This is a genomic window from Janthinobacterium svalbardense (genome assembly GCF_002327145.1).
GTDB classification, from domain to species: domain Bacteria; phylum Pseudomonadota; class Gammaproteobacteria; order Burkholderiales; family Burkholderiaceae_D; genus Janthinobacterium; species Janthinobacterium tructae.
In genome coordinates, this window is record NZ_CP023422.1 from 3,327,119 (window position 1) to 3,349,548 (window position 22,430).

At 61.3% G+C, this 22,430-nt stretch carries 14 protein-coding genes and 3 tRNA genes; 13 read left to right on the forward strand and 4 right to left on the reverse strand.

Annotated elements, in window-relative coordinates; translation table 11 throughout:
* The first annotated feature begins 17 nt into the window (after positions 1-17).
* The 3 genes from CNX70_RS14775 to CNX70_RS14785 all read left to right on the forward strand — a co-directional run bounded on the left by CNX70_RS14775 (position 18) and on the right by CNX70_RS14785 (position 4,534).
* Complete coding sequence (locus CNX70_RS14775) at positions 18-1,181, forward strand: efflux RND transporter periplasmic adaptor subunit (RefSeq protein ID WP_096235302.1); 1,164 nt, start codon at positions 18-20, stop codon at positions 1,179-1,181.
* A complete protein-coding gene (locus CNX70_RS14780) occupies positions 1,178-4,276 on the forward strand; it encodes an efflux RND transporter permease subunit (RefSeq protein WP_096235303.1) in 3,099 nt (1,032 codons plus the stop codon). The genes CNX70_RS14775 and CNX70_RS14780 overlap by 4 nt, the downstream gene beginning before the upstream one ends.
* Positions 4,277-4,451: 175 nt before the next feature.
* Positions 4,452-4,534: transfer RNA gene (locus tag CNX70_RS14785), tRNA-Leu, on the forward strand.
* Positions 4,535-4,580: 46 nt separating this feature from the next.
* Here CNX70_RS14785 and CNX70_RS28225 read toward each other — a convergent pair.
* Entirely contained in the window at positions 4,581-5,012 is a 432-nt protein-coding gene (locus CNX70_RS28225) for a hypothetical protein (protein ID WP_157751027.1), read from the reverse strand.
* 247 nt (positions 5,013-5,259) lie between these two features.
* Here CNX70_RS28225 and tig point away from each other — a divergent pair, with 247 nt between their 5' ends.
* From tig to CNX70_RS14825, 8 genes are all read left to right on the forward strand, one after another.
* Positions 5,260-6,600, forward strand: a complete 1,341-nt coding sequence (gene tig / locus CNX70_RS14790) for a trigger factor (RefSeq protein ID WP_096238472.1) — start codon at positions 5,260-5,262, stop codon at positions 6,598-6,600.
* Positions 6,601-6,685: 85 nt separating this feature from the next.
* Positions 6,686-7,303: an ATP-dependent Clp endopeptidase proteolytic subunit ClpP gene (gene clpP / locus CNX70_RS14795; protein WP_373629889.1), complete on the forward strand. Its 618-nt coding sequence runs from the start codon at positions 6,686-6,688 to the stop codon at positions 7,301-7,303.
* A 200-nt stretch (positions 7,304-7,503) separates the two neighbouring features.
* Entirely contained in the window at positions 7,504-8,772 is a 1,269-nt protein-coding gene (gene clpX / locus CNX70_RS14800) for an ATP-dependent Clp protease ATP-binding subunit ClpX (protein WP_010398446.1), read from the forward strand.
* 273 nt (positions 8,773-9,045) lie between these two features.
* Positions 9,046-11,457, forward strand: coding sequence for an endopeptidase La (gene lon, locus CNX70_RS14805; protein WP_096235304.1), 2,412 nt, complete (start codon positions 9,046-9,048; stop codon positions 11,455-11,457).
* A 204-nt stretch (positions 11,458-11,661) separates the two neighbouring features.
* Complete coding sequence (locus CNX70_RS14810) at positions 11,662-11,934, forward strand: non-specific DNA-binding protein Hbs (protein ID WP_010398442.1); 273 nt, start codon at positions 11,662-11,664, stop codon at positions 11,932-11,934.
* A gap of 125 nt (positions 11,935-12,059) precedes the next feature.
* Positions 12,060-12,136 (forward strand) — tRNA-Asp (locus CNX70_RS14815).
* A 17-nt stretch (positions 12,137-12,153) separates the two neighbouring features.
* Positions 12,154-12,230, forward strand: a tRNA-Asp gene (locus tag CNX70_RS14820).
* A gap of 422 nt (positions 12,231-12,652) precedes the next feature.
* Complete coding sequence (locus tag CNX70_RS14825; RefSeq protein ID WP_167389667.1) at positions 12,653-14,575, forward strand: SurA N-terminal domain-containing protein; 1,923 nt, start codon at positions 12,653-12,655, stop codon at positions 14,573-14,575.
* Positions 14,576-14,644: 69 nt separating this feature from the next.
* Here CNX70_RS14825 and CNX70_RS14830 read toward each other — a convergent pair whose 3' ends face one another.
* Complete coding sequence (locus tag CNX70_RS14830) at positions 14,645-15,334, reverse strand: arylesterase (protein ID WP_096235306.1); 690 nt, start codon at positions 15,332-15,334, stop codon at positions 14,645-14,647.
* Here CNX70_RS14830 and CNX70_RS14835 point away from each other — a divergent pair.
* Positions 15,333-16,085: an ABC transporter ATP-binding protein gene (locus tag CNX70_RS14835; RefSeq protein ID WP_425269187.1), complete on the forward strand. Its 753-nt coding sequence runs from the start codon at positions 15,333-15,335 to the stop codon at positions 16,083-16,085. The two genes, CNX70_RS14830 and CNX70_RS14835, sit on opposite strands and share 2 nt — an antisense overlap.
* A gap of 8 nt (positions 16,086-16,093) precedes the next feature.
* Here CNX70_RS14835 and CNX70_RS14840 read toward each other — a convergent pair whose 3' ends face one another.
* Complete coding sequence (locus CNX70_RS14840) at positions 16,094-17,644, reverse strand: NAD(P)H-hydrate dehydratase (protein ID WP_096235307.1); 1,551 nt, start codon at positions 17,642-17,644, stop codon at positions 16,094-16,096.
* A 130-nt stretch (positions 17,645-17,774) separates the two neighbouring features.
* Between CNX70_RS14840 and CNX70_RS14845 the strand changes: the two genes are divergently transcribed.
* Entirely contained in the window at positions 17,775-21,347 is a 3,573-nt protein-coding gene (locus tag CNX70_RS14845) for a hydantoinase B/oxoprolinase family protein (protein WP_096238474.1), read from the forward strand.
* Here the strand turns inward: CNX70_RS14845 and CNX70_RS14850 are convergent.
* The gene (locus tag CNX70_RS14850; protein WP_244198799.1) at positions 21,329-22,354 is read right to left on the reverse strand and encodes an AraC family transcriptional regulator; all 1,026 of its coding nucleotides are present in this window, start codon (positions 22,352-22,354) and stop codon (positions 21,329-21,331) included. The genes CNX70_RS14845 and CNX70_RS14850 overlap by 19 nt on opposite strands.
* Positions 22,355-22,430: the final 76 nt, after the last annotated feature.

The following is a 22,430-nucleotide window of genomic DNA, read 5'->3' on the forward strand; positions in this document are numbered from 1 at the left end:
TAGTAAAGGAAAATACCTTGTTTGCCCTGAAAACCCTGCGCCGCGAGACCGGCGCACCCGCACTGCCCGCCCTGCGGCTGATTGCCGCCGCCGCCCTGGCGCTGACCTTGGCGGCCTGTTCCAAGCCTGCCGTCAAAGTGGAAGACGTGCGCCCCGTGCGCGCGATGGTCTTATCTAGCAGTAATGTTGATGTGAGTGCCGAGCTGGCGGGCGAGGTCGTGCCCCGCGTCGTGTCGCAGCTGGGTTTCCGCGTGGGCGGCAAGATCGTCGCGCGCAAGGTCGATGTGGGCGCCAGCGTGAAAAAGGGGCAAGTGCTGATGCAGCTCGACCCCGTCGACTTGCAGCTGTCGCAGGCGCAGGCCAAGGCCTCGCTGGTCAGCGCGGAAACGAGCCGCGACCTGGCGCGCGCGGAACTGAAGCGCTACCAGGATTTACGCGAGAAAAATTTCGTCAGCCAGGCCGTGCTCGATGGCAAGGATGCCACTTACAAGGCGGCGCAGGCGAACGTGGAAGCGGCGCAAGCTCTGTACCGTGGCCAGGCGAACCAGTCCGGGTATGCCAGCTTGCTGGCCGACGTCGATGGCGTCGTCACGCGCATCGAGGCCGAAGTGGGGCAGGTGGTGGCGCCCGGCGCGCCCGTGGTGCAGGTGGCGAAAAGTGGCGAGAAGGAAGTCGTGATCGGCATTCCCGAAGACAAGGTCGACACCTTGCGCGGCGTCAAGGATGTGGTGGTGCGCCTGTGGGCCGACCCGAAGCAGGCGCTGCCGGGCAAGATCCGCGAAGTGTCGCCCGTGGCCGATGCCGCCACGCGCACCTACCTGGCCAAGGTCAGCATCCCGGACGCGCCGCAGGCACGCCTGGGCATGACTGCCGTGGTGCAGTTCGCCTCGCAGACGGCCACGCCGCAGATCAAGGTGCCGCTGACGGCCCTGTTCAATGAAAAGTCGCAAAGCTCCGTGTGGGTGGTGGAAAACGGCGCCGTGAAGCTGGTGCCGGTGACGGTGGGCGGCGTAGCGGGCAATGAATTGCTGCTGACCTCGGGCGTGAAAGCGGGCCAGACGGTGGTCACGGCCGGCGTCAACCTGCTCAAGCCTGGGCAGAAAGTCTCGATTCTGGGCGCCGAACTGGCGAGTAAACCGGATGTCGCCGCGGCCCCCGTCAGCGTGGGTGCGGCCAAATGAAGGGCGGCTTCAATCTGTCGCGCTGGGCCCTCGAACACATCCCGCTGACGCGCTACCTGATGGCCGTGCTGCTGATCGGCGGCATGCTCAGCTATGCCAGCCTGGGCCAGGATGAAGACCCCCCGTTTACCTTCCGCGCCATGGTGCTGCAAGCCTACTGGCCGGGCGCCACGGCGCTGCAGATGGCCGAACAGGTAACGGACAAGCTGGAAAAGAAGCTGCAGGAAACGCCGTACATCAATGAAATCACCAGTTATTCGAAGCCTGGCGAAACCTTGATTTTGCTGGAGCTGCGCGAATCGGCGCCGCCCAAGGAAACGGCGGCCGCCTGGTATCAGGTGCGCAAGAAGATCGGCGACATCAAGGGCACCTTGCCGGCCGGCGTCGTGGGCCCGTTCTTCAATGACGAGTTCGGCGACACGTATGGTTCCATCTTCGCCCTGTCCGGCGACGGTTTTACCTACGCGGAAATGAAGGATTACGCGGACAAGGTACGCCAGGAACTGCTGGCCGTGGGGCAGGTATCGAAGGTGGAACTGTTCGGCGTGCAGGATGAAAAGATCAATATCATCTTTTCGCACAAGAAATTTGCCCAGCTGGGCATTCCTTTTGACGCCATCGTGCAGCAATTGTCCGAGCAAAACAGCATCAACGCCACGGGCGTGCTGGTGACGCCCACGGATAATCTGCAAGTGCGCGTGACGGGCGCCATGCTTACCGTCAAGGACCTGGAAAACCTGGAACTGCGCGCCAACGGCACCACCTTCCGCCTCGGCGACTTTGCCACCGTCAAACGCGAATTCATCGATCCGCCGAAGGACAAGATGCGTTTCAATGGCAAGGAAGTGATCGGCCTGGGCGTGTCGATGGAAAAGGGCGGCAACATCATCGATATGGGCACGGCCTTGCAGGCAACGGTGACGCGCATGAAGAGCGAGTTGCCGGTCGGTATAGAGTTGCAGCGCGTGTCGAACCAGCCGGAAGCCGTGTCCGCCTCCGTGGGCGAGTTCGTACATACCCTGATCGAAGCCATTCTGATCGTGCTGGCCGTCAGCTTTGTCGCGCTGGGCTTGCACACGAAACCGCTGCGTATCGACGTGCGCCCGGGCCTGGTGGTGGCGCTCACCATCCCGCTGGTGCTGGCCGTGACGTTCCTGTTCATGCGCTTGCTCGACATCGACTTGCACAAGATTTCCCTGGGCGCCCTGATCATCGCGCTGGGCTTGCTGGTCGATGACGCCATCATTGCCGTCGAAATGATGGTGCGCAAGATGGAAGAGGGCATGTCGCGTTTCGATGCGGCCACCTTCGCCTACACCTCGACGGCCATGCCCATGCTGACGGGGACCCTGATCACGGTGGCGGGCTTCTTGCCCATCGGCCTGGCCAAGTCGGCCGCCGGCGAATACACGTTTTCGCTGTTCTCCGTGAATGCGCTGGCCCTGATCATTTCCTGGGTGGTGGCCGTCGTCTTCACGCCTTACATCGGCTACGTCTTGCTGAAAGTGAAGCCGCACGCGCATAACGACCATGAATTGTTCGATACGCCCAATTTCCGCCGCTTCCGCCGCGCCGTCACCTGGTGCGTGGAATGGCGCAAGACAACCATTGCCGCCACGCTGGCCATCTTTGCGCTGGGCATCTTTGGTTTCAGTTTTATCGAAAAGCAATTCTTTCCCGATTCCAGCCGCCCGGAACTGATGGTGGAGCTGTGGTCGCCCGAAGGCACGACCTTTGCTGCAAATGAAAAGCAGGTGAAGAAATTCGAGGCTTTTGTGGGCAAGCTCGACGGTGTGGACAGCGTCACCAGCTATGTGGGCACGGGCAGCCCCCGTTTCTACTTGCCGCTGGACCAGATCTTCCCGCAGACCAATGTGTCGCAAGTGGTGATTCTGCCGAAGAGCCTGGCGGATCGCGAGCAGCTGCGCCAGAAGATCATCGATGTCTTCAAGAAGGATTTCCCGGAAGTGCGGGGCAGGGTGAAACTGTTGCCGAACGGACCACCGGTGCCGTATCCCGTGCAATTCCGTGTCACGGGGCCGGAAGTGGCGGGCGTGCGTGCCATCGCCGACCAGGTCAAGGACATCATGCGCGCCAATCCGAACACCCTGGGCGTCAACGATAACTGGAATGAGTCGGTGAAAGTGCTGCGCCTGGACCTGGACCAGGACAAGATGCGCGCGCTGGGCGTCACCTCGAAAACGGTGATGCAGGCGGCCAATACGATACTCTCGGGCACCGTCATCGGCCAGTTCCGCGAAGACAACAAGCTGATCGATATCCAGGTGCGCCAGCCGCTGGAAGAACGGGCGACGATTTCCGTGCTGAATGACACGAATATCCCGACGGCAACAGGCAAGTCCGTGCCCATCTCGCAGCTGGCCCGCGTGCATTTCGTGTGGGAGCCGGGCGTGGTCTGGCGCGACAAGCGCGAATGGGCCATTACCGTGCAGTCGGACGTGGTCGACGGCATCCAGGGCGCGACGGTCTCGACGCAGCTGGCGCCGCAGCTCGACGCCTTGCGGGCCAAGATGCCGGACGGCTACCGCATCACCGTGAAAGGCGTGGCGGCCGACAGCGGCGAGGCGGAAGCGTCGATTGCGACCAATCTGCCGCTGGCCATCTTCATCATCTTCACCTTGCTGATGCTGCAGCTGCACAGTTTCTCGCGTTCCCTCCTGGTGTTCCTGACGGGGCCGCTGGGTGTGGCGGGCGCTGCCTTTGCCTTGCTGGCGCTGGGCCGGCCACTTGGGTTTGTGGCCAACCTGGGCATCATCGCGCTGTTCGGCATGATCATCCGCAACTCGGTGATCCTGGTCGACCAGATCGAGCAAGACATCAAGGATGGTTCGGCGCCGTGGGATGCCATCATCGACTCGGCCGTGCGCCGCTGCCGCCCCATCGTGCTGACGGCCGCCGCCGCCGCGCTGGCCATGATTCCCTTGTCGCGCTCCGTCTTCTGGGGGCCCATGGCCGTGGCCATCATGGGCGGCTTGATCCTGGCGACGGCCTTGACTTTACTGTTCCTGCCGGCGCTGTATGCGGCTTGGTTCCGGGTCAGGAAGCCGGTGGCGCTGGACAAGGAAGGGACGTGAGAATCAGCGCTAGCAAGCTGATATAAAAAAGGCGGCATTCCTCTGGGAAATCCAGTAGAATGCCGCCTTTGCTTTGCCGAGGGCTTGCTCTATCAGTCCACGGTAGCCAGATCGTTCCCGAGTTGTTAAAATCAGGGGAGCAAGCTGTGGCAAATAGCAAAAAGTAGTACCAAATGCGGATGTGGTGGAATTGGTAGACACGCTGGTCTTAGAAGCCAGTGCTTCGGCTTGGGAGTTCGAGTCTCCCCATCCGCACCAATCCGGGTTGTTCCAGCCCGGAGGTGCAGCACCATCAAGTTGTTCTTCAGCCTCCTTGCAGGCGTCTTTCTTGTTTTTCCTGTTGCCATTGCTGTATTTGCGTCATTCGTGATGCCTTTGTTCGCGCTATTTTTCGCCAGAGATCGGGCGGCAGGGCAGGGGCCGGGCAGAGATTTTGCTGAAAAATGGCCAAATTGAGGTAAATCAAAGGTTTTTTGACTGAAATCTTCGTCAAGAGCGCATTTCTTTGTTTCGGACGGAGCGACAGTTCGCATATACTAATGAACGAAGCAGGCTGGAAAGCCTGTCTCTGGCGAAATAAGGAATGCTGGGGCAAGAGTAAAGACAGGGCAACCCAGGCTGTGGCGATTCGTTTGCCGCCGCTGGCATCCTCTGTGGCCGGGCTGCAAAGCCAGCCACTTTCCCGAAGTCCTTTGTTATAATGCCACGCTTTACCGAATGATGGCTGGCCTTGCATTTACTTGGAAGCAAGGCTGGACGCTCGGAGCCCTGTCGCAGTACTGGAAGCGGCGGATTGTTTGGTGCCTGGTGCGGGTTTTTCCCTCAGCCGGGTAGACCAGGTCCATCGTCCTGTTTTCAGTACTTTTACAGATGAATATGCGAGCGAGTGAAGCTGGACCCATGTCTTGCCGCCAGTGATGGCGCAAGGGGTCGGGTCTTCTTTTCTCGCACCAACAGTGTTTATTTTTTGGACGATTTTTTACATGGCAACTGCAGTCGAAACCTTGGGCAAACTCGAACGTCGTATCACGATCTCCTTCCCGCTGACTGACGTCCGCACGGAAGTTGAGAAGCGCCTGAAAGTGCAAGCCCGTACGGCTAAGGCACCGGGCTTCCGTCCGGGCAAAGTGCCGTTGAAAATGGTCGCAGCACAATACGGCTACCAAATTGAATCCGAAGTGCTGAATGACAAAGTCGGCCGCGCGTTCAACGACGCCGCCAACGAAAACAATCTGCGCGTGGCCGGTTTCCCGAACATCGTGCCAAAAGAAGAAGCAGCCGAAGGCCAGCTGGCTTTCGACGCAACCTTCGAAGTGTATCCGGAAGTCGCCATCGGCGACCTGACGGCTGTTGAAATCGAAACCGTGCAAGCCGAAGTGTCGGAAGCCGAAATCGACAAGACCATCGATATCCTGCGCAAGCAGCGCGTGCACTTCCACACCAAGGGCGAAGCTGGCGAACACGGCGACGGCGGTGAGGCTATCGCTGCCAACGGCGACCGCGTGACCGTCGACTTCGTCGGTGCTATCGACGGCGTTGAATTCCCAGGCGGCAAAGCTGAAGGCTACGCTTTCGTGCTGGGCGAAGGCCGCATGCTGCCAGAATTCGAAGCAGCGACCCTGGGCCTGAAAGTGGGCGAGTCCAAGACTTTCCCACTGTCGTTCCCTGAGGACTACCATGGCAAGGACGTGGCTGGCAAAACCGCTTCGTTCACCATCACGCTGCAAAAGCTGGAATGGGCGCACCTGCCGGAAGTCGATGCCGAATTCGCCAAATCGCTGGGCGTTGCCGATGGCGACCTGGCCAAAATGCGCGAAGACATCAAAGTCAACCTGCAACGCGAAGTCGCTGGCCGTGTAAAAGCACGCAACAAGGAAGCCGTCATGGACGCGCTGATCAAAGTTGCCGAGCTGGACGTGCCAAAAACCCTGATCGCGCAAGATTCCGAGCGCCTGGCCGAAATGACCCGTCAAGACATGGCGCAGCGCGGCATGAACGTCAAGGACGTGCCTTTCCCAGCAGAACTGTTCGCAGAAAAAGCCGAGCGTCGCGTACGCCTGGGCCTGATCCTGTCGCAACTGGTGGGCGACAACAACCTGCAGGCAACGCCTGAGCAAGTCAAGGCGCAAATCGAAGATTTCGCCCAAAGCTACGAAGATCCACGCGAAGTGCTGAAGTACTACTACAGCGACCGTCGTCGTCTGGGTGAGATCGAAGCCCTTGTATTGGAAGAAAACGTCGTCACTTACGTGTTGGGCCTGTCGAAAGTCACGACGAAAGCAGTTGCTTTCGACGAACTGATGGGAAGCAACGCACAAGCGTAAACCAGTTGGTATCCGGACGCCGCTCCCGGCCGCAAGGCCGAGGCGGCGCCCTCTAACTGCTTCACAAGGAAATGAAATGACAGGTATGAACCGTAACCCAGCGCTGGACACAGAGATGCTCGGCCTGGTGCCGATGGTGGTGGAACAAAGCGGTCGCGGCGAGCGCTCGTATGATATTTACTCGCGCCTGCTGAAGGAACGCTTGATTTTCATGGTCGGCCCGGTCAATGATCAGATGGCCAACCTGGTTGTCGCCCAGCTGCTGTTCCTGGAAAGCGAAAATCCGGAAAAGGAAATCTCGCTCTACATCAACTCGCCAGGTGGTTCGGTCTCGGCCGGCATGGCCATCTACGACACCATGCAGTTCATCAAGCCGGACGTCTCGACCCTGTGCACGGGTATGGCTGCTTCGATGGGCGCTTTCCTGCTGGCCGCTGGCGCCAAGGGCAAGCGTTTCTCGCTGCCGAACTCGCGCATCATGATTCACCAGCCGTCCGGTGGTTCGCAAGGCATGGCGTCCGACATCGAGATTCAGGCAAGGGAAATCCTTTACCTGCGCACCCGCTTGAACGGCATCATGGCCGAGCGCACGGGCCAGTCGATCGAACAGATCGCCAAGGACACCGACCGCGACCGTTTCATGTCCGCCGACGAGGCCGTTGAGTATGGTTTGATCGACAAAGTGTTGACCAGCCGCGCTTGATGAGCCCCTACCGGTATTGCTAAGTACGTAAGTAAACGCCCGGGCGATCAAACGTTCGGGCGTTTCGCTTTTATTTCGGGTAGCATGGAGCTTGTGCAGGTTGTTGACTTGCGCCATGGGTGGCTGCCTTTGCGGGCAACTACCGCACTCCGGCTTGCGATTTTGCAATATTGTTAATGCAGTTCCAACCAAAATGCCTTATGTCAGACAAAAAATCCTCTAGCGGCGAAAAATTACTGTATTGCTCGTTCTGCGGCAAAAGCCAGCACGAGGTGAAGAAACTCATCGCCGGCCCGTCCGTGTTCATTTGCGACGAGTGCATCGACCTGTGCAACGACATCATCCGTGATGAAACGTCGAGCATCGAGACGGTGACCGGTACCAAATCCGACCTGCCGACGCCGCAAGAAATTGCCGCCTTGCTCGATCAGTACGTGATCGGCCAGCAGACTGCCAAGCGCATCTTGTCGGTGGCGGTGTACAACCATTACAAGCGCCTCAAGCACCTGGGCAAGAAAGACGACATCGAACTGGCCAAGAGCAACATCTTGCTGGTCGGTCCTACCGGCTCGGGCAAGACCCTGCTGGCACAGACCCTGGCGCGCATGCTCAACGTGCCGTTCGTGATCGCCGATGCCACCACCCTGACCGAAGCCGGTTACGTGGGTGAAGACGTGGAAAACATCATCCAGAAGCTGCTGCAAAGCTGCAACTATGACGTCGAGAAAGCCCAGCGCGGCATCGTCTACATCGATGAAATCGACAAGATTTCGCGCAAGTCCGACAATCCGTCCATCACGCGCGACGTGTCGGGCGAGGGCGTGCAGCAAGCCTTGTTGAAACTCATCGAAGGCACGATGGCTTCCGTGCCGCCACAAGGCGGCCGCAAGCATCCGAACCAGGATTTCGTGCAGATCGACACGACCAACATCATGTTCATCTGCGGTGGTGCCTTTGACGGCCTGTCGAAAGTGATCGCCAACCGTTCCGAAAAGAGCGGCATCGGCTTCTCGGCCACGGTGCGCAGCAAGTCGCAAAGCTCGGCCAGCGAACTGATGCTGCAAGCGGAACCGGAAGATCTGGTCAAGTTCGGCCTGATCCCGGAACTGGTCGGCCGTCTGCCCGTTATCGCCACCCTGGCGGAATTGACGGAAGAGGCGCTGATCCAGATCCTGGTCGAGCCGAAGAATGCGCTGATCAAGCAGTATTCGAAACTGCTCGAGATGGAAGGCGCGGAACTGGAGATTCGTCCGGCCGCCCTGCATGCGATCGCCAAGAAGGCGCTGGCGCGCAAGACCGGTGCCCGTGGCCTGCGTTCCATCCTGGAACATGCTTTGCTGGACGTCATGTACGAACTGCCGAGCGAACAAAATGTGGTGAAGGTCGTCATCGACGAGAATACCATCACCAGTGGCGCCAAACCTTTGTTGATTTATCAAGAGACTGCCAAGGCCTCCGGAGAAAATTGATTACTGCCGAGACAAATGCGTAAAAAGGGTTTTGATTCCTTAATGCATGGCAGTACAATTTAAATCAATGAGTGCAGGCTTCAATCGTAAAGCCACTCGCGGCGCTTAGCTGCGTGTGGCTTTTTTACTGTGAAAACTGCATTTGTTACAGTCATGCGGGTGTGTTTTGCGAAATAGACTCTATGTTTGTTTCACAGAATTATTTATTCTCGCCGGTCTTGTGTTTTGGCAGCGAGCGCCAACATCGTAAACACGCTTTCTATAAGGTACGCCATGACAACTTCCAAATTAACTGAGCAAACTCAACTGCCGTTATTGCCGCTGCGGGATGTCGTCGTTTTCCCGCATATGGTGATACCGCTGTTCGTTGGCCGTCCAAAGTCGATCAAGGCGCTGGAAGCTGCGATGGAGAACGGCAAGAGCATCATGCTTGCCGCTCAAAAAGCAGCCGCGAAGGACGAGCCGTCCCCTTCGGATATCTATGAAATTGGCTGTGTCGCCAATATTCTGCAAATGCTGAAGCTGCCCGATGGCACCGTCAAGGTGCTGGTCGAAGGCGCGCAGCGTGCCCGTATCAACCACATCAGCGATGCACCGACGCACTTCATCGCCGACCTGACGCCGCTCGAGTCCGAGCCGGGCGACGAGTCGGAAGTCGAAGCCATGCGCCGCGCGATCGTGCAGCAGTTCGACCAGTACGTCAAACTGAACAAAAAGATCCCACCGGAAATCCTCGCGTCCCTGTCGGGCATCGACGACGCCGGCCGCTTGGCCGACACGGTGGCCGCGCATCTGCCCCTGAAGCTGGAGCAAAAACAAGTCATCCTGGAAATTTTCAGCGTGGCCAAGCGCCTCGAACACCTGCTGGGTCAGCTCGAAGGCGAGCTCGACATCCTGCAAGTGGAAAAACGCATCCGTGGCCGCGTCAAGCGCCAGATGGAAAAATCGCAGCGTGAGTACTACCTGAACGAGCAAGTCAAGGCGATTCAGAAAGAGCTGGGCGAGGGCGAAGATGGTGCCGACCTCGACGAGCTGGAGAAAAAAGTCGCTTCGGCCAAAATGCCGAAGGAAGCGCTCGACAAGGCTACCAACGAGTTGAAAAAGCTCAAGCTGATGTCGCCGATGTCGGCCGAAGCCACCGTCGTGCGCAACTACATCGACACCCTGGTCAACTTGCCTTGGAAAAAGAAATCCAAGGTCAATAACGACCTGGCGAATGCGGAAAAAGTGCTCGAAGGCGACCACTACGGCCTCGACAAGGTCAAGGAACGCATCCTGGAATACCTCGCGGTGCAACAGCGCGTCGACAAGCTGAAAGCGCCTATCCTGTGCTTCGTCGGTCCTCCGGGCGTCGGCAAAACCTCGCTGGGCCAGTCCATCGCCCGCGCCACGAACCGCAAGTTCGTGCGCATGGCCCTGGGCGGCGTGCGCGACGAAGCCGAGATCCGCGGCCACCGCCGCACCTACATCGGCTCGATGCCGGGCAAGATCTTGCAATCGCTGTCGAAAGTCGGCGTGCGCAATCCTCTGTTCCTGCTCGATGAAGTCGACAAGATGGGCGCCGATTTCCGTGGCGATCCTTCGTCGGCCCTGCTGGAAGTGCTCGATCCGGAACAGAACCACACGTTCTCAGACCATTACATCGAAGTCGATTTCGACTTGTCGGACGTGATGTTCGTGGCCACGTCGAACTCGTACAATATTCCGCCAGCCTTGCTTGACCGCATGGAAGTGATCCGTCTGTCCGGTTACACGGAAGATGAAAAGACCAGCATCGCGCAGCGTTATCTGCTGCCGAAGCAGATCAAGAACAATGGCTTGAAGGAAGAGGAAATCTCGGTGGCCGAGTCGGCCCTGCGCGACATCATCCGCTACTACACGCGGGAAGCCGGTGTGCGTTCGCTCGAGCGTGAAGTGTCGAAGATCTGCCGCAAGGTGGTGAAGATGCTGCTGCTGAAGAAATCCGACAAGAAAGTCATCGTCAACTCGAAGAACCTGGATAAATTCCTCGGTGTGCGCCGCTATGATTTCGGCGTCGCAGAGAAAGAAAACCAGGTGGGCCAGGTGGTCGGTCTGGCATGGACGGAAGTGGGCGGCGATCTGCTGACCATCGAAGCCGTGTCGATGCCGGGCAAGGGTGGCATCATCCGCACGGGTACCCTGGGCGACGTCATGAAAGAGTCGATCGAGGCAGCCCGCACGGTGGTGCGCAGCCGGGCGCAGCGCCTGGGCATCAAGGCGGACGTGTTCGAGAAGAGCGACATCCACATCCACGTGCCGGAAGGCGCGACACCGAAGGACGGTCCTTCGGCTGGCGCGGCCATGACGGTGGCGATGGTGTCGGTCTACACGGGCATCCCCGTGCGCGCCGACGTGGCGATGACGGGCGAGATCACCTTGCGCGGCGAAGTGTTGCCGATCGGCGGCCTGAAAGAAAAGCTGCTGGCGGCCCATCGCGGCGGCATCAAGACGGTCCTGATTCCAGAGCAGAATGTGAAAGACCTTGCCGAAATTCCGGACAACGTCAAGAACAAGCTGGAGATCGTGCCCGTGCGCTGGATCGATAAAGTGCTGGAAATCGCCCTCGAACGCATGCCGGAACCCTTGGTGGAAGTCGCTGCAGTGGAGGCCGTTGCGGCTGCCGCAGCCAAGCCTGACGCGGCTGGCGAGGTGGTAAAACACTAACGTTTTACCCCTGTTTTTCCCAAACAAGCGCTTTTAGAGCGCTTGTTTTATATTGAAACGTGAATTGCGCCCCCAAAGCGCTTGACACATATACAGTGTGGCTTGTTTAATACGCCTGCACATTTTTTTCGCCGGACAGCTGTGGTGCCAAAAGTGCCGCAACGATACGGTAATCGTTTTATACCTTTGTAATTGGGGATGCTAGTGAACAAGACTGAATTGATCGACCACATTGCTGAAAAAGCTGACATTTCCAAAGCCGCCGCTGCGCGCGCACTCGACGCTGTTATCGGCGGCGTGACGGAAACTTTGAAAAACAACGACAGCGTGACGCTGGTTGGTTTTGGCACTTTCTCGGTCAGCGAACGCGCTGAGCGTACCGGCCGCAATCCGCGTACGAAAGAAGCGATCACGATCGAAGCAGCAAAAGTTCCAAAATTTAAAGCTGGTAAAGCTTTGAAGGATGCTGTAAACTAACGGACTTCGGTGAGGTGACAATCACCGGAAACATTTGGCGGCGCCCTCGGGTGCTGCGATTTCAGGGTTGAAGTTCTACGAATCGCAACCCTGGATACAAATGCCAGCAGTACTGTGTATTTTTCGGAGTGGTAGTTCAGTTGGTTAGAATGCCGGCCTGTCACGTCGGAGGTCGCGGGTTCGAGTCCCGTCCGCTCCGCCAAAAAAATACGCTCTTAAGGAGTGGTAGTTCAGTTGGTTAGAATACCGGCCTGTCACGTCGGGGGTCGCGGGTTCGAGTCCCGTCCGCTCCGCCAGAATATAGAAACCCGCGCTGCTGAATAAGTAGCGCGGGTTTTTCTTTTATGCGCCCGATTATCTTGACGCTCCTGCATTTTCAATTCTCCGTCTGCCATTTTTAAATGGCCGACGCGGGTATTTAAATCCGCTTTAAGCTTTGTCGTGCTTAATGGCCAGGCTATGCCCTGGCTGGCACCTTGCCCGCCAGGCGGCGCCGGGGCAGGGCGCGCGCCCTGATTTACTCTTGCTATAGCGCTATGGGCATTGTAGAATCAGGAGATAATGGCTTGGGCGTCAGAATCCTGCTTTAGTTCCAGCGCCAAGTTGTTGAATCTAAAGGGGAAGTGGACATCTGTCCCGTCCATTCCGCCGAAGAAATCAAGGCGAACGCATGTTCGCCTTTTTTTATAGTGATCCACTCATCCCGAATTGGCTGACCATGTTTGAATTTATTCGTACCCATCGACGCTTGATGCAGTTTCTCTTGATGCTGGTCATCGTCCCGTCTTTTGCACTGGTCGGTATCAGCGGCTACCAAAGCTTCGGCGATGAAGCGAACACCATCGCCAAGGTCGGCGACCAGGTCGTTACGCAGCAGCAATATGAAGAAGCGCAACGCCAGCAGATCGACCGCTACCGCCAGATGATGGGCGAGCAGTTCGACCAGAAAATGTTCGACACGCCGGAAGCGCGCCAGAGCATCCTCGACAACTTGATCGCCGAGCGCGCCGTGGCTGCCGAAGTGGGCCGCAGCCACCTGGTCATCAGCGATGCCGTACTGCAAAAGGAAGTGCTGGAAATCCCAGGCCTGACCTTGCCGGACGGTAAATTCGACCTGGAACGCTACAAGGCCATGCTGGCCGCGCAAGGCATGTCCCCACAGCAATACGATGCGCGCCGCCGCAGCGATATGGCCCTGCAGCAACTGGCCGGCGCCGTGCAAGGCACCGCCTTCGCGCCGAGCACCGTCTCCAAGCGCCTGTCCGATATCACCTCGGAAGAGCGTGAAGTGCAGGAACTGCTGTTGCCGATCGCCCAGTACGTGTCGGAAGTCAAAGTGACGGACGCCATGATCAAGGCTTTCTATGACAAGAACAGCAAGTTCTTCGAAATCCCGGAACAAGCGAAGATCGAATACGTCGTGCTGGACGACAGCGCTGCCGGCGAGCAAGTCGACGTCACCGAGGCCGACGTCACCGGCTACTACGCGAAGAACCAGAAAGCCTACACGACGCCAGAAGCGCGCCAGGCCAGCCACATCCTCGTAGCCGTCAAGAAAGACGCCTCGGCCGCCGACAAGGCAGCCGCCAAGGCCAAGGCTGAAGCCATCCTGGCTGACGTGCGCAAAACGCCTGCCAGCTTTGCCGCTGTAGCGAAAGCCAAGTCGGAAGACCCGGCCTCCGCGGAACAAGGCGGCGACCTGGGCGTGATTGGCAAGGATGGCTTGCCAGCACCACTGCTGAGCGCGGTAAGCAAGCTCAAGCAAGGCGAAATCAGCGATGTCGTCGCTTCCGATTTCGGCTACCACATCCTGACCGTCACCTCGCTCAAGCCACAGCACGTCAAGGCACTCGATGAAGTACGCGGCGAAATCACGGCTGACCTGCGCAAGCAGTTTGCTGCCAAGAAATACTCGGAAATGGCAGAAACGTTCACCAACACGGTCTACGAGCAATCGGACAGCCTGAAACCGGTGGCCGACAAGCTGAAACTGAAAGTGGAAAGTGTCGCCAACCTGTCGCGCACGCCGTCGCCAGCACTGGGCAAGGCACCGTTCAACAACGCCAAGTTCCTGACCGCCATCTTCTCGAACGACTCGCTGAAAGACAAGCGCAACACGGAAGCCGTTACCGTTGCACCGAACGTGCTGATCGCTGGCCGCGTGGTGGAATTCAAGCCAGCAAGCAAGCGTCCACTGGCCGAAGTCGAAGCGATGATCCGTCAGCGCGTGACGATGGAAGAAGCGGAAAAGCTGGCGAAGAAAGCCGGCGAAGCCAAGCTGGCCGCCTTGAAAGCTTCCGGCGATGCGACCGGTTTTGGCGCCGCACAATGGGTGTCGCGCAGCAAGCTCGACGGCATCAACCGCGCCGCCATCGCGCAAGTCATGAAAGCCGACACGAGCAAGCTGCCAGCCTATGTGGGCGTGGACCTGCCAGCCCTGGGCTACGGCATCTACCGCATCGCCAAGGTGCAGCAGCCGGCGCAAGTGGATGCAGCGCGCCGCCAGCAAGAGAAAGACCAGATCAGCGGCATCCTGGCGCAACAGGAAATGTACGACTATGTCGAATACCTGAAAGCCAAGGCCAAGGTGAAGATCGTCAAGCCGGTCACCGCGCCAGCCGCCGCAGCGCCAGCACCGTAAGATTTAGTTTCCACGCATAAAAATAGCCGCTCTCGAGCGGCTATTTTTTTGTCTGCTAAATTGGCTAACTTACTTGGCTTTCAACAACGGCGCCAGTTGCGGCCAGATATTTTTCAAAATCGTCGGATGCGCCTGGGCATTCGGGTGCATGCGGTCGGCCTGGAACAGCTGCGGCTGGTCAGCGATGCCTTCGAACATGAAGGGCACCAGCGGCGCCTTCCATTCCTTGGCCAGCTTGCCATACACGCCATAAAACTGCTCGCCATACGCGCGGCCATAGTTCGGTGGCATGCGCATGCCCACCAGTACCACCTGCGCGCCCGATTTTTTGGCCGCTTCACCCATGGCGCGCAGATTCGCTTCGGCGGCCGCCACGGGCAAGCCGCGCAAGCCGTCGTTGGCGCCCAGCTCGATCAGCACGATGTCGGGCTGGTGTTTGGCCAGCAGCGCGGGCAGGCGCGCGCGGCCGCCGCTGGTGGTCTCGCCGCTGATGCTGGCGTTGACGATGCGCGTGTCGTTCTTTTGCGCGGCCAGACGCTGTTCCAGCAGCGCCACCCAGCCCGTGCCCCGCGCCAGGCCATATTCGGCCGAGAGACTATCGCCGAGCACCAGCAGCGTTTTTGGTGCAGAATAGGCGTTCGTCATGCCTGACACCAGCAGCAGGGCTGCCGCAGGAAGCAGGGACAGCGTGCGCCGCCGCATGCGGCTGCTGGCCTTGACACCCATTTGTTCACGAATTTTTTTAAGATAGATCAGCATGCCCGAATTCCCTAAAGCGACTTCCACCAGTTTTCTCCCGTCAGAAGCAGCGGTCCAGCGGCCCGCCGCACCCAACAGCCAAAATGCCCGGCCGGCCATCGAAGTGGTCCAGCTGGCCAAGCGCGTACCCGATGCCGATGGTGAGCTGACCATCCTGCATCAAGTCGATTTTACCGTGCAAACGGCGGAGACGCTGGCCATCGTCGGCGCCTCCGGTTCCGGCAAGTCGACTTTGTTAGGCCTGCTGGCCGGCCTGGACACGCCCAGCGAGGGCAAGGTCATCCTCGATGGCACGGATATCTTCGCCCTCGACGAAGATGGCCGCGCCGGTTTCCGCAAGGAAAAGCTGGGTTTCGTGTTCCAGTCCTTCCAGTTGCTGGCGCACCTGACGGCGCTGGAAAACGTCATGCTGCCGTTGGAATTGCGCGGCGACCCCGATGCGAAAGAGAAGGCGCAAGCCATGCTGGGCAGAGTCAACCTGGGCAGCCGTTTGAAGCACTATCCCAAATACCTGTCCGGCGGCGAGCAGCAGCGCGTAGCCCTGGCGCGCGCCTTTGTGACGCAGCCGCCGCTGCTGTTCGCCGACGAGCCGACGGGCAGCCTGGACGCCGCCACGGGCGAAGCCGTGATCCAGCTGATGTTCGAGCTGAACCGCGAACGGGGCTCGACCCTGGTGCTCGTCACGCACGACAGTTCGATCGCGGCCCGCTGCGGGCGGACCATCACGATCTCAGCAGGCCGCTTGGTCTAGCGTTTTAACTATGCCGACAATGCATTGATCAGCTTGCGTATCGCCGGGATCAATTCCCCCGCCGTCAGGCCGATGGGGCCGCTGCCTGCCGCCACCAGCGCATCGGCGGCTGCCCCATGCAGCCAGACGGCGCCGAGCGCCGCTTCCCATTCGGGCCAGCCCTGCGCCAGCAGGCTGCCGCACAGGCCGGACAACACGTCGCCCGTGCCGGCCGTCGCCAGCGCGGGGCCGCCCGTGTTGTTGACCACCACGCTGCCATCCTGCGCGGCGATCACCGTGCCCGACCCTTTCAATACGACGATGACGCCCAGCTGCGCCGCCAGCTGGCGCGCCGCGCCCAGGCGGTCGGCTTGCACCTCTGCCACCGTCAGGTCGAGCAGGCGTGCCGCTTCCAGCGGATGCGGCGTCAATATCGTCGCGCCCGCGCCCGTGCGCACGGCCAGCGCCGATTGCAGTTCCGGTTCGGCCGCCATCAGATTCAGCGCATCGGCGTCCAGCAGCAGCGGGCTGTCGCTCTCGAACGTGCGCTGCAGCAGCTCCACCGTATCGGCGTCGTCGCCCAGGCCCGGTCCCGCCACCAGGGCGGCAAAGTGCAGGCCCGAGAAATCCACGTCCTGGGCGCGGCGGCACATCAGCTCCGGCTGGCCGCTGTCAAACGCGGGCGGCGTGTCGGGAAAGGCGACATACACTCGTCCCGCGCCCGCATGCAGGGCCGTGCGCGCCGCCAGGATGGGCGCACCGGCCATGCCGTGCGCGCCGCCGATGATGGCCACGCTGCCGTAGCTGCCCTTGTGCGTGTTTTGCTGGCGCGGCTGCAGCTGGCGGGCGAACAGGTGCAAGCCGCCCAGCTGGGCTTTGGCGGGCGGCAGCAGGGCAGGGTCGATGGCCAGGCTGGCCACCTCCACCTCACCCGCATAGTCACGGCCGTTTGCCGTGTGCAGGCCAGGCTTGTCGCCGATGAAGGTGAGCGTATGCGTGGCGCGGATGGCCACGCCGTCGATGGCGCCCGTGTCCGCGTGCAGGCCGCTGGGCACGTCGAGCGCCAGCACGGGGCAATCGAAATTGTTGACCAGCTGCGCCATGTCGCGGCATTCGCCGTCCAGGGGGCGCGACGCGCCGATGCCGAACAGGCCGTCAATGACCAGGTGCCAGGGCGCGGTGCCCACCGCAGCCGACGCCGTGGACGTTGCCGCTTCCATCAGGCGCGCGGCGCTGTTGCGCGCGCGGCTCAGCGCCTGTTCGCGCTCGGGCGACGTGGCTTGTGCCTCGGGCGCCAGCCAGACGAGCACTTCGAGGCCGCTGCTGGCCAGGTGGGCGGCCGCTTCCAGCGCATCGCCGCCGTTGTCGCCGGGGCCGGCCAGCACCAGTACGCGCCGGTGGCCCGCGTCGCCGTCTTGCGTGGCGTGCAGCAGCTTCAGGGCGGCGCTGGCGGCGGCCTGGCCCGCGCGCTGCATCAGCAGCCCTTGCGGCAGGTCGCGCATGGCGGCTTGTTCGATGGCGCGCAGTTCGGCGATGGAATACAGGGGAAGGGCGGTGCTGGCAAAGTCGGTCGGTGTCATGGGGCGTTCCATTTATTGGTATGCCATCAACATACGGCCGATCCACGCGGAAGGCAAGGCGCGCACGCCTGAAACGCGCGCCTGTTTGGCCGCTACAATAGCCATCTCACTTAAGGCTGGGGGCAAGACGATGGACTGGCAATTCTGGATCGACCGGGGCGGCACCTTTACGGACATCGTGGCGCGCCGTCCTGACGGCAGCCTGGCCACGCACAAGCTGCTGTCGGAGAACCCGGGCCAGTACCGCGACGCGGCGCTGGCCGGCATGCGCCGGTTGATGGGCCTTGCCTCCGATGCGCCCCTGCCCGTGGAACAGATAGGTGCCATCAAGATGGGCACGACGGTGGCGACCAATGCGCTGCTCGAACGCAAGGGCGAGCCCACCGTGCTGGCCATCACGCGCGGTTTTCGCGACGCCTTGCGCATCGCCTACCAGAACCGCCCGCAGCTGTTTGCGCGCCAGATCGTCTTGCCGGAACTGCTGTATGGCGACGTGATTGAAATCGATGAAAGGATGGGTGCCCACGGCGAGGTGGTCACGCCGCTCGATGAAGTAGCCGCATGCGCCGCGCTGGAACAGGCTTATGCGCGCGGCGTGCGCGCCATCGCCGTCGTGCTGATGCACGGCTACCGCTACCACGCGCACGAGGCGCGGGTGGCGCAGCTGGCGCGCCAGGCCGGTTTTACGCAGGTGTCCGTGTCGCACGAGGTCAGCCCCATGATGAAGCTGGTGGCGCGCGGCGACACGACGGTGGTCGACGCCTATCTGTCACCGATTCTGCGCCGCTATGTTGACCAGCTGGCGATGGAGCTGCCCGGCGTGCACCTGCAATTCATGCAGTCGAACGGCGGCTTGACGGATGCGCGCGCCTTCCAGGGCAAGGACAGCATTTTGTCCGGCCCCGCGGGCGGCATCGTCGGCATGGTGCGCGCCAGCGCGCTGGCCGGCTTCGATAAAGTCATCGGCTTCGACATGGGCGGCACGTCCACCGACGTGTCGCATTACGCGGGCGAATTCGAACGCGTGTTCGAGACGCAGATCGCCGGCGTGCGCATGCGTGCACCCATGATGAGCATCCACACGGTGGCGGCAGGCGGCGGCTCCATCCTGCATTTCGACAGCGCCCGCTACAAGGTGGGGCCGGACAGCGCGGGCGCCAATCCCGGCCCCGCCAGCTACCGGCGTGGCGGCCCGCTGGCCGTCACCGACTGCAACGTCATGCTGGGCAAGCTGCAGCCGGCCTTCTTTCCCCGCGTCTTCGGCCCCGACGCCGACGAAGCGCTGGATGCGGCCACCGTGCGCGCCCAGTTCGAAGCGCTGGCCCGCACGGTGAACTCGACGCCGGAACAGGTGGCCGAAGGCTATGTCGCCATCGCCGTGGGGAACATGGCCAACGCCATCAAGCAGATCTCCGTGCAGCGCGGTCATGATGTCACCGAATATACGCTTACCAGCTTTGGCGGCGCGGGCGGCCAGCACGCTTGCCTGGTGGCCGATGCGCTGGGCATGCGCACCGTGTTCATCCACAGCCTGGCGGGCGTGATGTCGGCCTACGGCATGGGACTGGCCGACCAGAGCGCCATGCGCGAACAGGCCATCGAAGCGGCATTGGGCGTGGACCTGGCAAGCGATCTCGCGGCGCTGGGCGAGCTGGCGCGCGGCGACTTGCTGCGCCAGGGCGTGGAGATTGACCGCATCGCGCTGGTGTCGCGCGTGCACCTGCGCTACGAAGGTACGGATACGGCCCTCGTCGTGCTGTTCGATACGGTGGCTGGCATGCAGGCGCAGTTTGAAGCGGCGTATAAAAAACGCTTTTCCTTTTTGATGCCGGCGCGCGCCTTGATCGTCGAAGCCATTTCCGTGGAAGCCATCGGCGCGTCCGATGCGCCGTCAGTGGCCACGCCGGCCCATGCGGTGCGCGCGGGCACGATGGCGCCCCTGCAGACGGTGGGCATGTACTGCGCCGGCGCGTGGCGCGACAGCGGCCTGTATGGGGCGGATAGCCTGCGTCCCGGCGATGCCATCGATGGCCCGGCCATCGTCAGCGACGCCAACGCCACCACCGTCATCGAACCTGGCTGGCGCGCGGAAGTGACGGCGCACGGCCATTTGATCTTGCGCAGGATCGCCGCCTTGCCCGAGCGGCGCGCCATCGGGACGGATGCAGACCCCGTGATGCTGGAAATTTTCAATAATCTGTTCATGTCGATCGCCGAGCAGATGGGACTTCGCCTGCAGAATACGGCCCATTCCGTCAACATCAAGGAGCGGCTCGATTTCAGCTGCGCCATCTTCGATGCGCAAGGCCAGTTGATCGCGAATGCGCCGCACATGCCCGTGCACCTGGGTTCCATGGGCGAGAGCATCCGCACCGTCATGACGCGCAATGCGGGCGCCATGCGGCCCGGCGACGTCTTCATGCTGAACGACCCGTACCACGGCGGCACGCACTTGCCCGATGTGACAGTGATCTCGCCTGTGTTTGACGAAGCGGGCGACGCCATCCTGTTCTATGTCGGTTCGCGCGGCCACCATGCGGACATTGGCGGCACCACGCCCGGTTCCATGCCGCCCGACTCCATGCGCATCGAGGAAGAGGGCGTGTTGATCGACAATTTCAAGCTGGTCGACGGCGCCACGGGCGTGATGCGCGAAGACGCCACCCTGGCCCTGCTGGCGGGCGCCAGCTGGCCGGCGCGTAAGCCGCAGCAGAATTTGGCCGACCTGCGCGCCCAGGTGGCGGCCAATCAGAAGGGGGCCGAAGAACTGCACAAGATGGTCGCGCATTTCGGTTTGCCGGTCGTGCAAGCCTACATGGGCCACGTGCAGGACAATGCCGAGGAAGCCGTGCGCAGGGTCATCACGACCCTGAAGGATGGCAGCTATGCGCTGGATCTCGACAACGGCGCGCGCATCCAGGTGGCGATCCGGGTTGACGTGGCGCAGCGCAGTGCCGTCATCGACTTTACGGGGACCTCAAGCCAGCTGCCGAACAATTTCAACGCGCCGTCCGCCGTCTGCATGGCGGCCGTGCTGTACGTGTTCCGCACCCTGGTCGACGACGATATTCCCCTGAACGCGGGCTGCCTGAAGCCGTTGACCGTGATCATCCCGCCCGGCTCCATGCTCAATCCGCAGTATCCGGCCTCCGTCGTCTCGGGCAACGTGGAAACCTCGACCTGCATCACGAACGCCCTGTATGGCGCGCTGGGGGCGATGGCCGCGTCGCAGGGGACGATGAACAATTTCACGTTCGGCAGCGAAAAGTACCAGTATTACGAGACGATATCGGGCGGCTCGGGCGCCGGTCCCGGCTTCGACGGCACCGACGTGGTGCAGACGAACATGACCAATTCGCGCCTGACGGACCCGGAAATTCTGGAGTGGCGCTTCCCCGTGCGGCTGGACAGCTACAGCATCCGCGCCGGCTCGGGTGGCGTGGGGCGCTGGCGCGGCGGCAATGGTGGCGTGCGCCGGGTGCGCTTTCTCGAGCCGATGACGGCGGCGATTTTATCGAACAACCGCATTGTTCCGCCGTTCGGCATGGATGGCGGTGCGCCGGGCGCGCTGGGACGCAACTATGTGGAGCGAGCCGACGGCACGGTGGAGCACCTGGCGCACATCGGCAAGACCGGCATGCTGGCGGGCGACGTGTTCGTCATCGAGACGCCGGGCGGCGGCGGTTACGGCAAGGTGGAATAGGCCCTGTCAGCATTGGCACTGGCACCGCTGAGCTGCGCGCGCACCTGGCCCACGTCGCGCATGGGCGCGCGGCCAAACTGGCGGCTGTATTCGCGGCTGAACTGCGATTCGCTGGCGTAGCCGACGCGGTAGCCGGCCGTGCCCGCGTCGATTTGCTCGACCAGCATCAAGCGCCGCGCTTCCTGCAGGCGCAGCAGCTTCTGGTACTGCATCGGCGTCATGGCCGTAATCGCCTTGAAGTGGTGGTGCAGCGACGACATGCTCATGTTTGCCATGCCGGCCAGGTGCTCGATGCGCAGCGGCTCACAATAATTGTGCTTGATCCAGTCGATGGCTTGCCCCACCTGGTGCGACTGGCTGCTGGCCAGCGCCATGTGGCGCAGGCGCGCGCCGACGGGGCCGTTAAGCAGGCGGTAGGTCAGCTCGCGGCGGATCAAGGGCGCCAGCGCGGCGATTTCCCCCGGTTTGTCGAGCAGGCGCACGAGGCGCAGCATGGCGTCGAGCAGCTCGGGCGAGACGTCGCTGACGGATATGCCGCGCGTGGCGGGCAGGATTTTCTGCTGCGCGCTGCCAGCTGCGCCGCTGGTGCTTTCACTGTCGAGCAGCGCCGCCACATCGGCGATGTCGATGCCCAGCACCACGCATAAATGCGGCTGTTCTTCGCTCGCTTGCGCCACGCGCACCTGCACCGGCAGGTCGACGGAGGTCAGCAGATACTGCATGCGGCTGTAGTGGAAGGTTTCGCTTCCTAATGTGACATCCTTTGCCCCCTGCGCGATGATGGCCACGCTGGGGCGCGCCGCATGGAACAGCGACTCGGTGACGGACGACTGGCGGTGAAACGTCAGGTTGCCGATGGCCGTGGCGTAGTCGCCGTTGCGCGGCGCGTGGCGGCTGATCAGGGCGGCGATTTCATCTTGCGGGGGATCTGTGTGGACATGGGGCGAGTAGGCATCAGGCGAGGAGGGGCAGGGCTTGATCTTACGCAGATTTGGAGGATCGTGCAAAGGTCTTGCAGGATCGCGGTAACGGCGGGCCGGTATCTCGGGCACACTTGTGCAATCGCATGCAAGGCACGCGTCC

Coding starts and splice junctions, on each gene's coding strand:
- CNX70_RS14780 (WP_096235303.1), top strand. CDS start 1,178: ATGAAGGGCGGCTTCAATCTGTCGCGCTGGGCCCTCGAACACATCCCG.
- lon (WP_096235304.1), top strand. CDS start 9,046: ATGACAACTTCCAAATTAACTGAGCAAACTCAACTGCCGTTATTGCCG.
- CNX70_RS14825 (WP_167389667.1), top strand. CDS start 12,653: ATGTTTGAATTTATTCGTACCCATCGACGCTTGATGCAGTTTCTCTTG.
- CNX70_RS14840 (WP_096235307.1), bottom strand. CDS start 17,644: ATGACACCGACCGACTTTGCCAGCACCGCCCTTCCCCTGTATTCCATC.
- clpP (WP_373629889.1), top strand. CDS start 6,686: ATGAACCGTAACCCAGCGCTGGACACAGAGATGCTCGGCCTGGTGCCG.
- CNX70_RS14830 (WP_096235306.1), bottom strand. CDS start 15,334: ATGCTGATCTATCTTAAAAAAATTCGTGAACAAATGGGTGTCAAGGCC.
- tig (WP_096238472.1), top strand. CDS start 5,260: ATGGCAACTGCAGTCGAAACCTTGGGCAAACTCGAACGTCGTATCACG.
- CNX70_RS14835 (WP_425269187.1), top strand. CDS start 15,333: ATGCCCGAATTCCCTAAAGCGACTTCCACCAGTTTTCTCCCGTCAGAA.
- clpX (WP_010398446.1), top strand. CDS start 7,504: ATGTCAGACAAAAAATCCTCTAGCGGCGAAAAATTACTGTATTGCTCG.
- CNX70_RS14845 (WP_096238474.1), top strand. CDS start 17,775: ATGGACTGGCAATTCTGGATCGACCGGGGCGGCACCTTTACGGACATC.
- CNX70_RS28225 (WP_157751027.1), bottom strand. CDS start 5,012: ATGCAAGGCCAGCCATCATTCGGTAAAGCGTGGCATTATAACAAAGGA.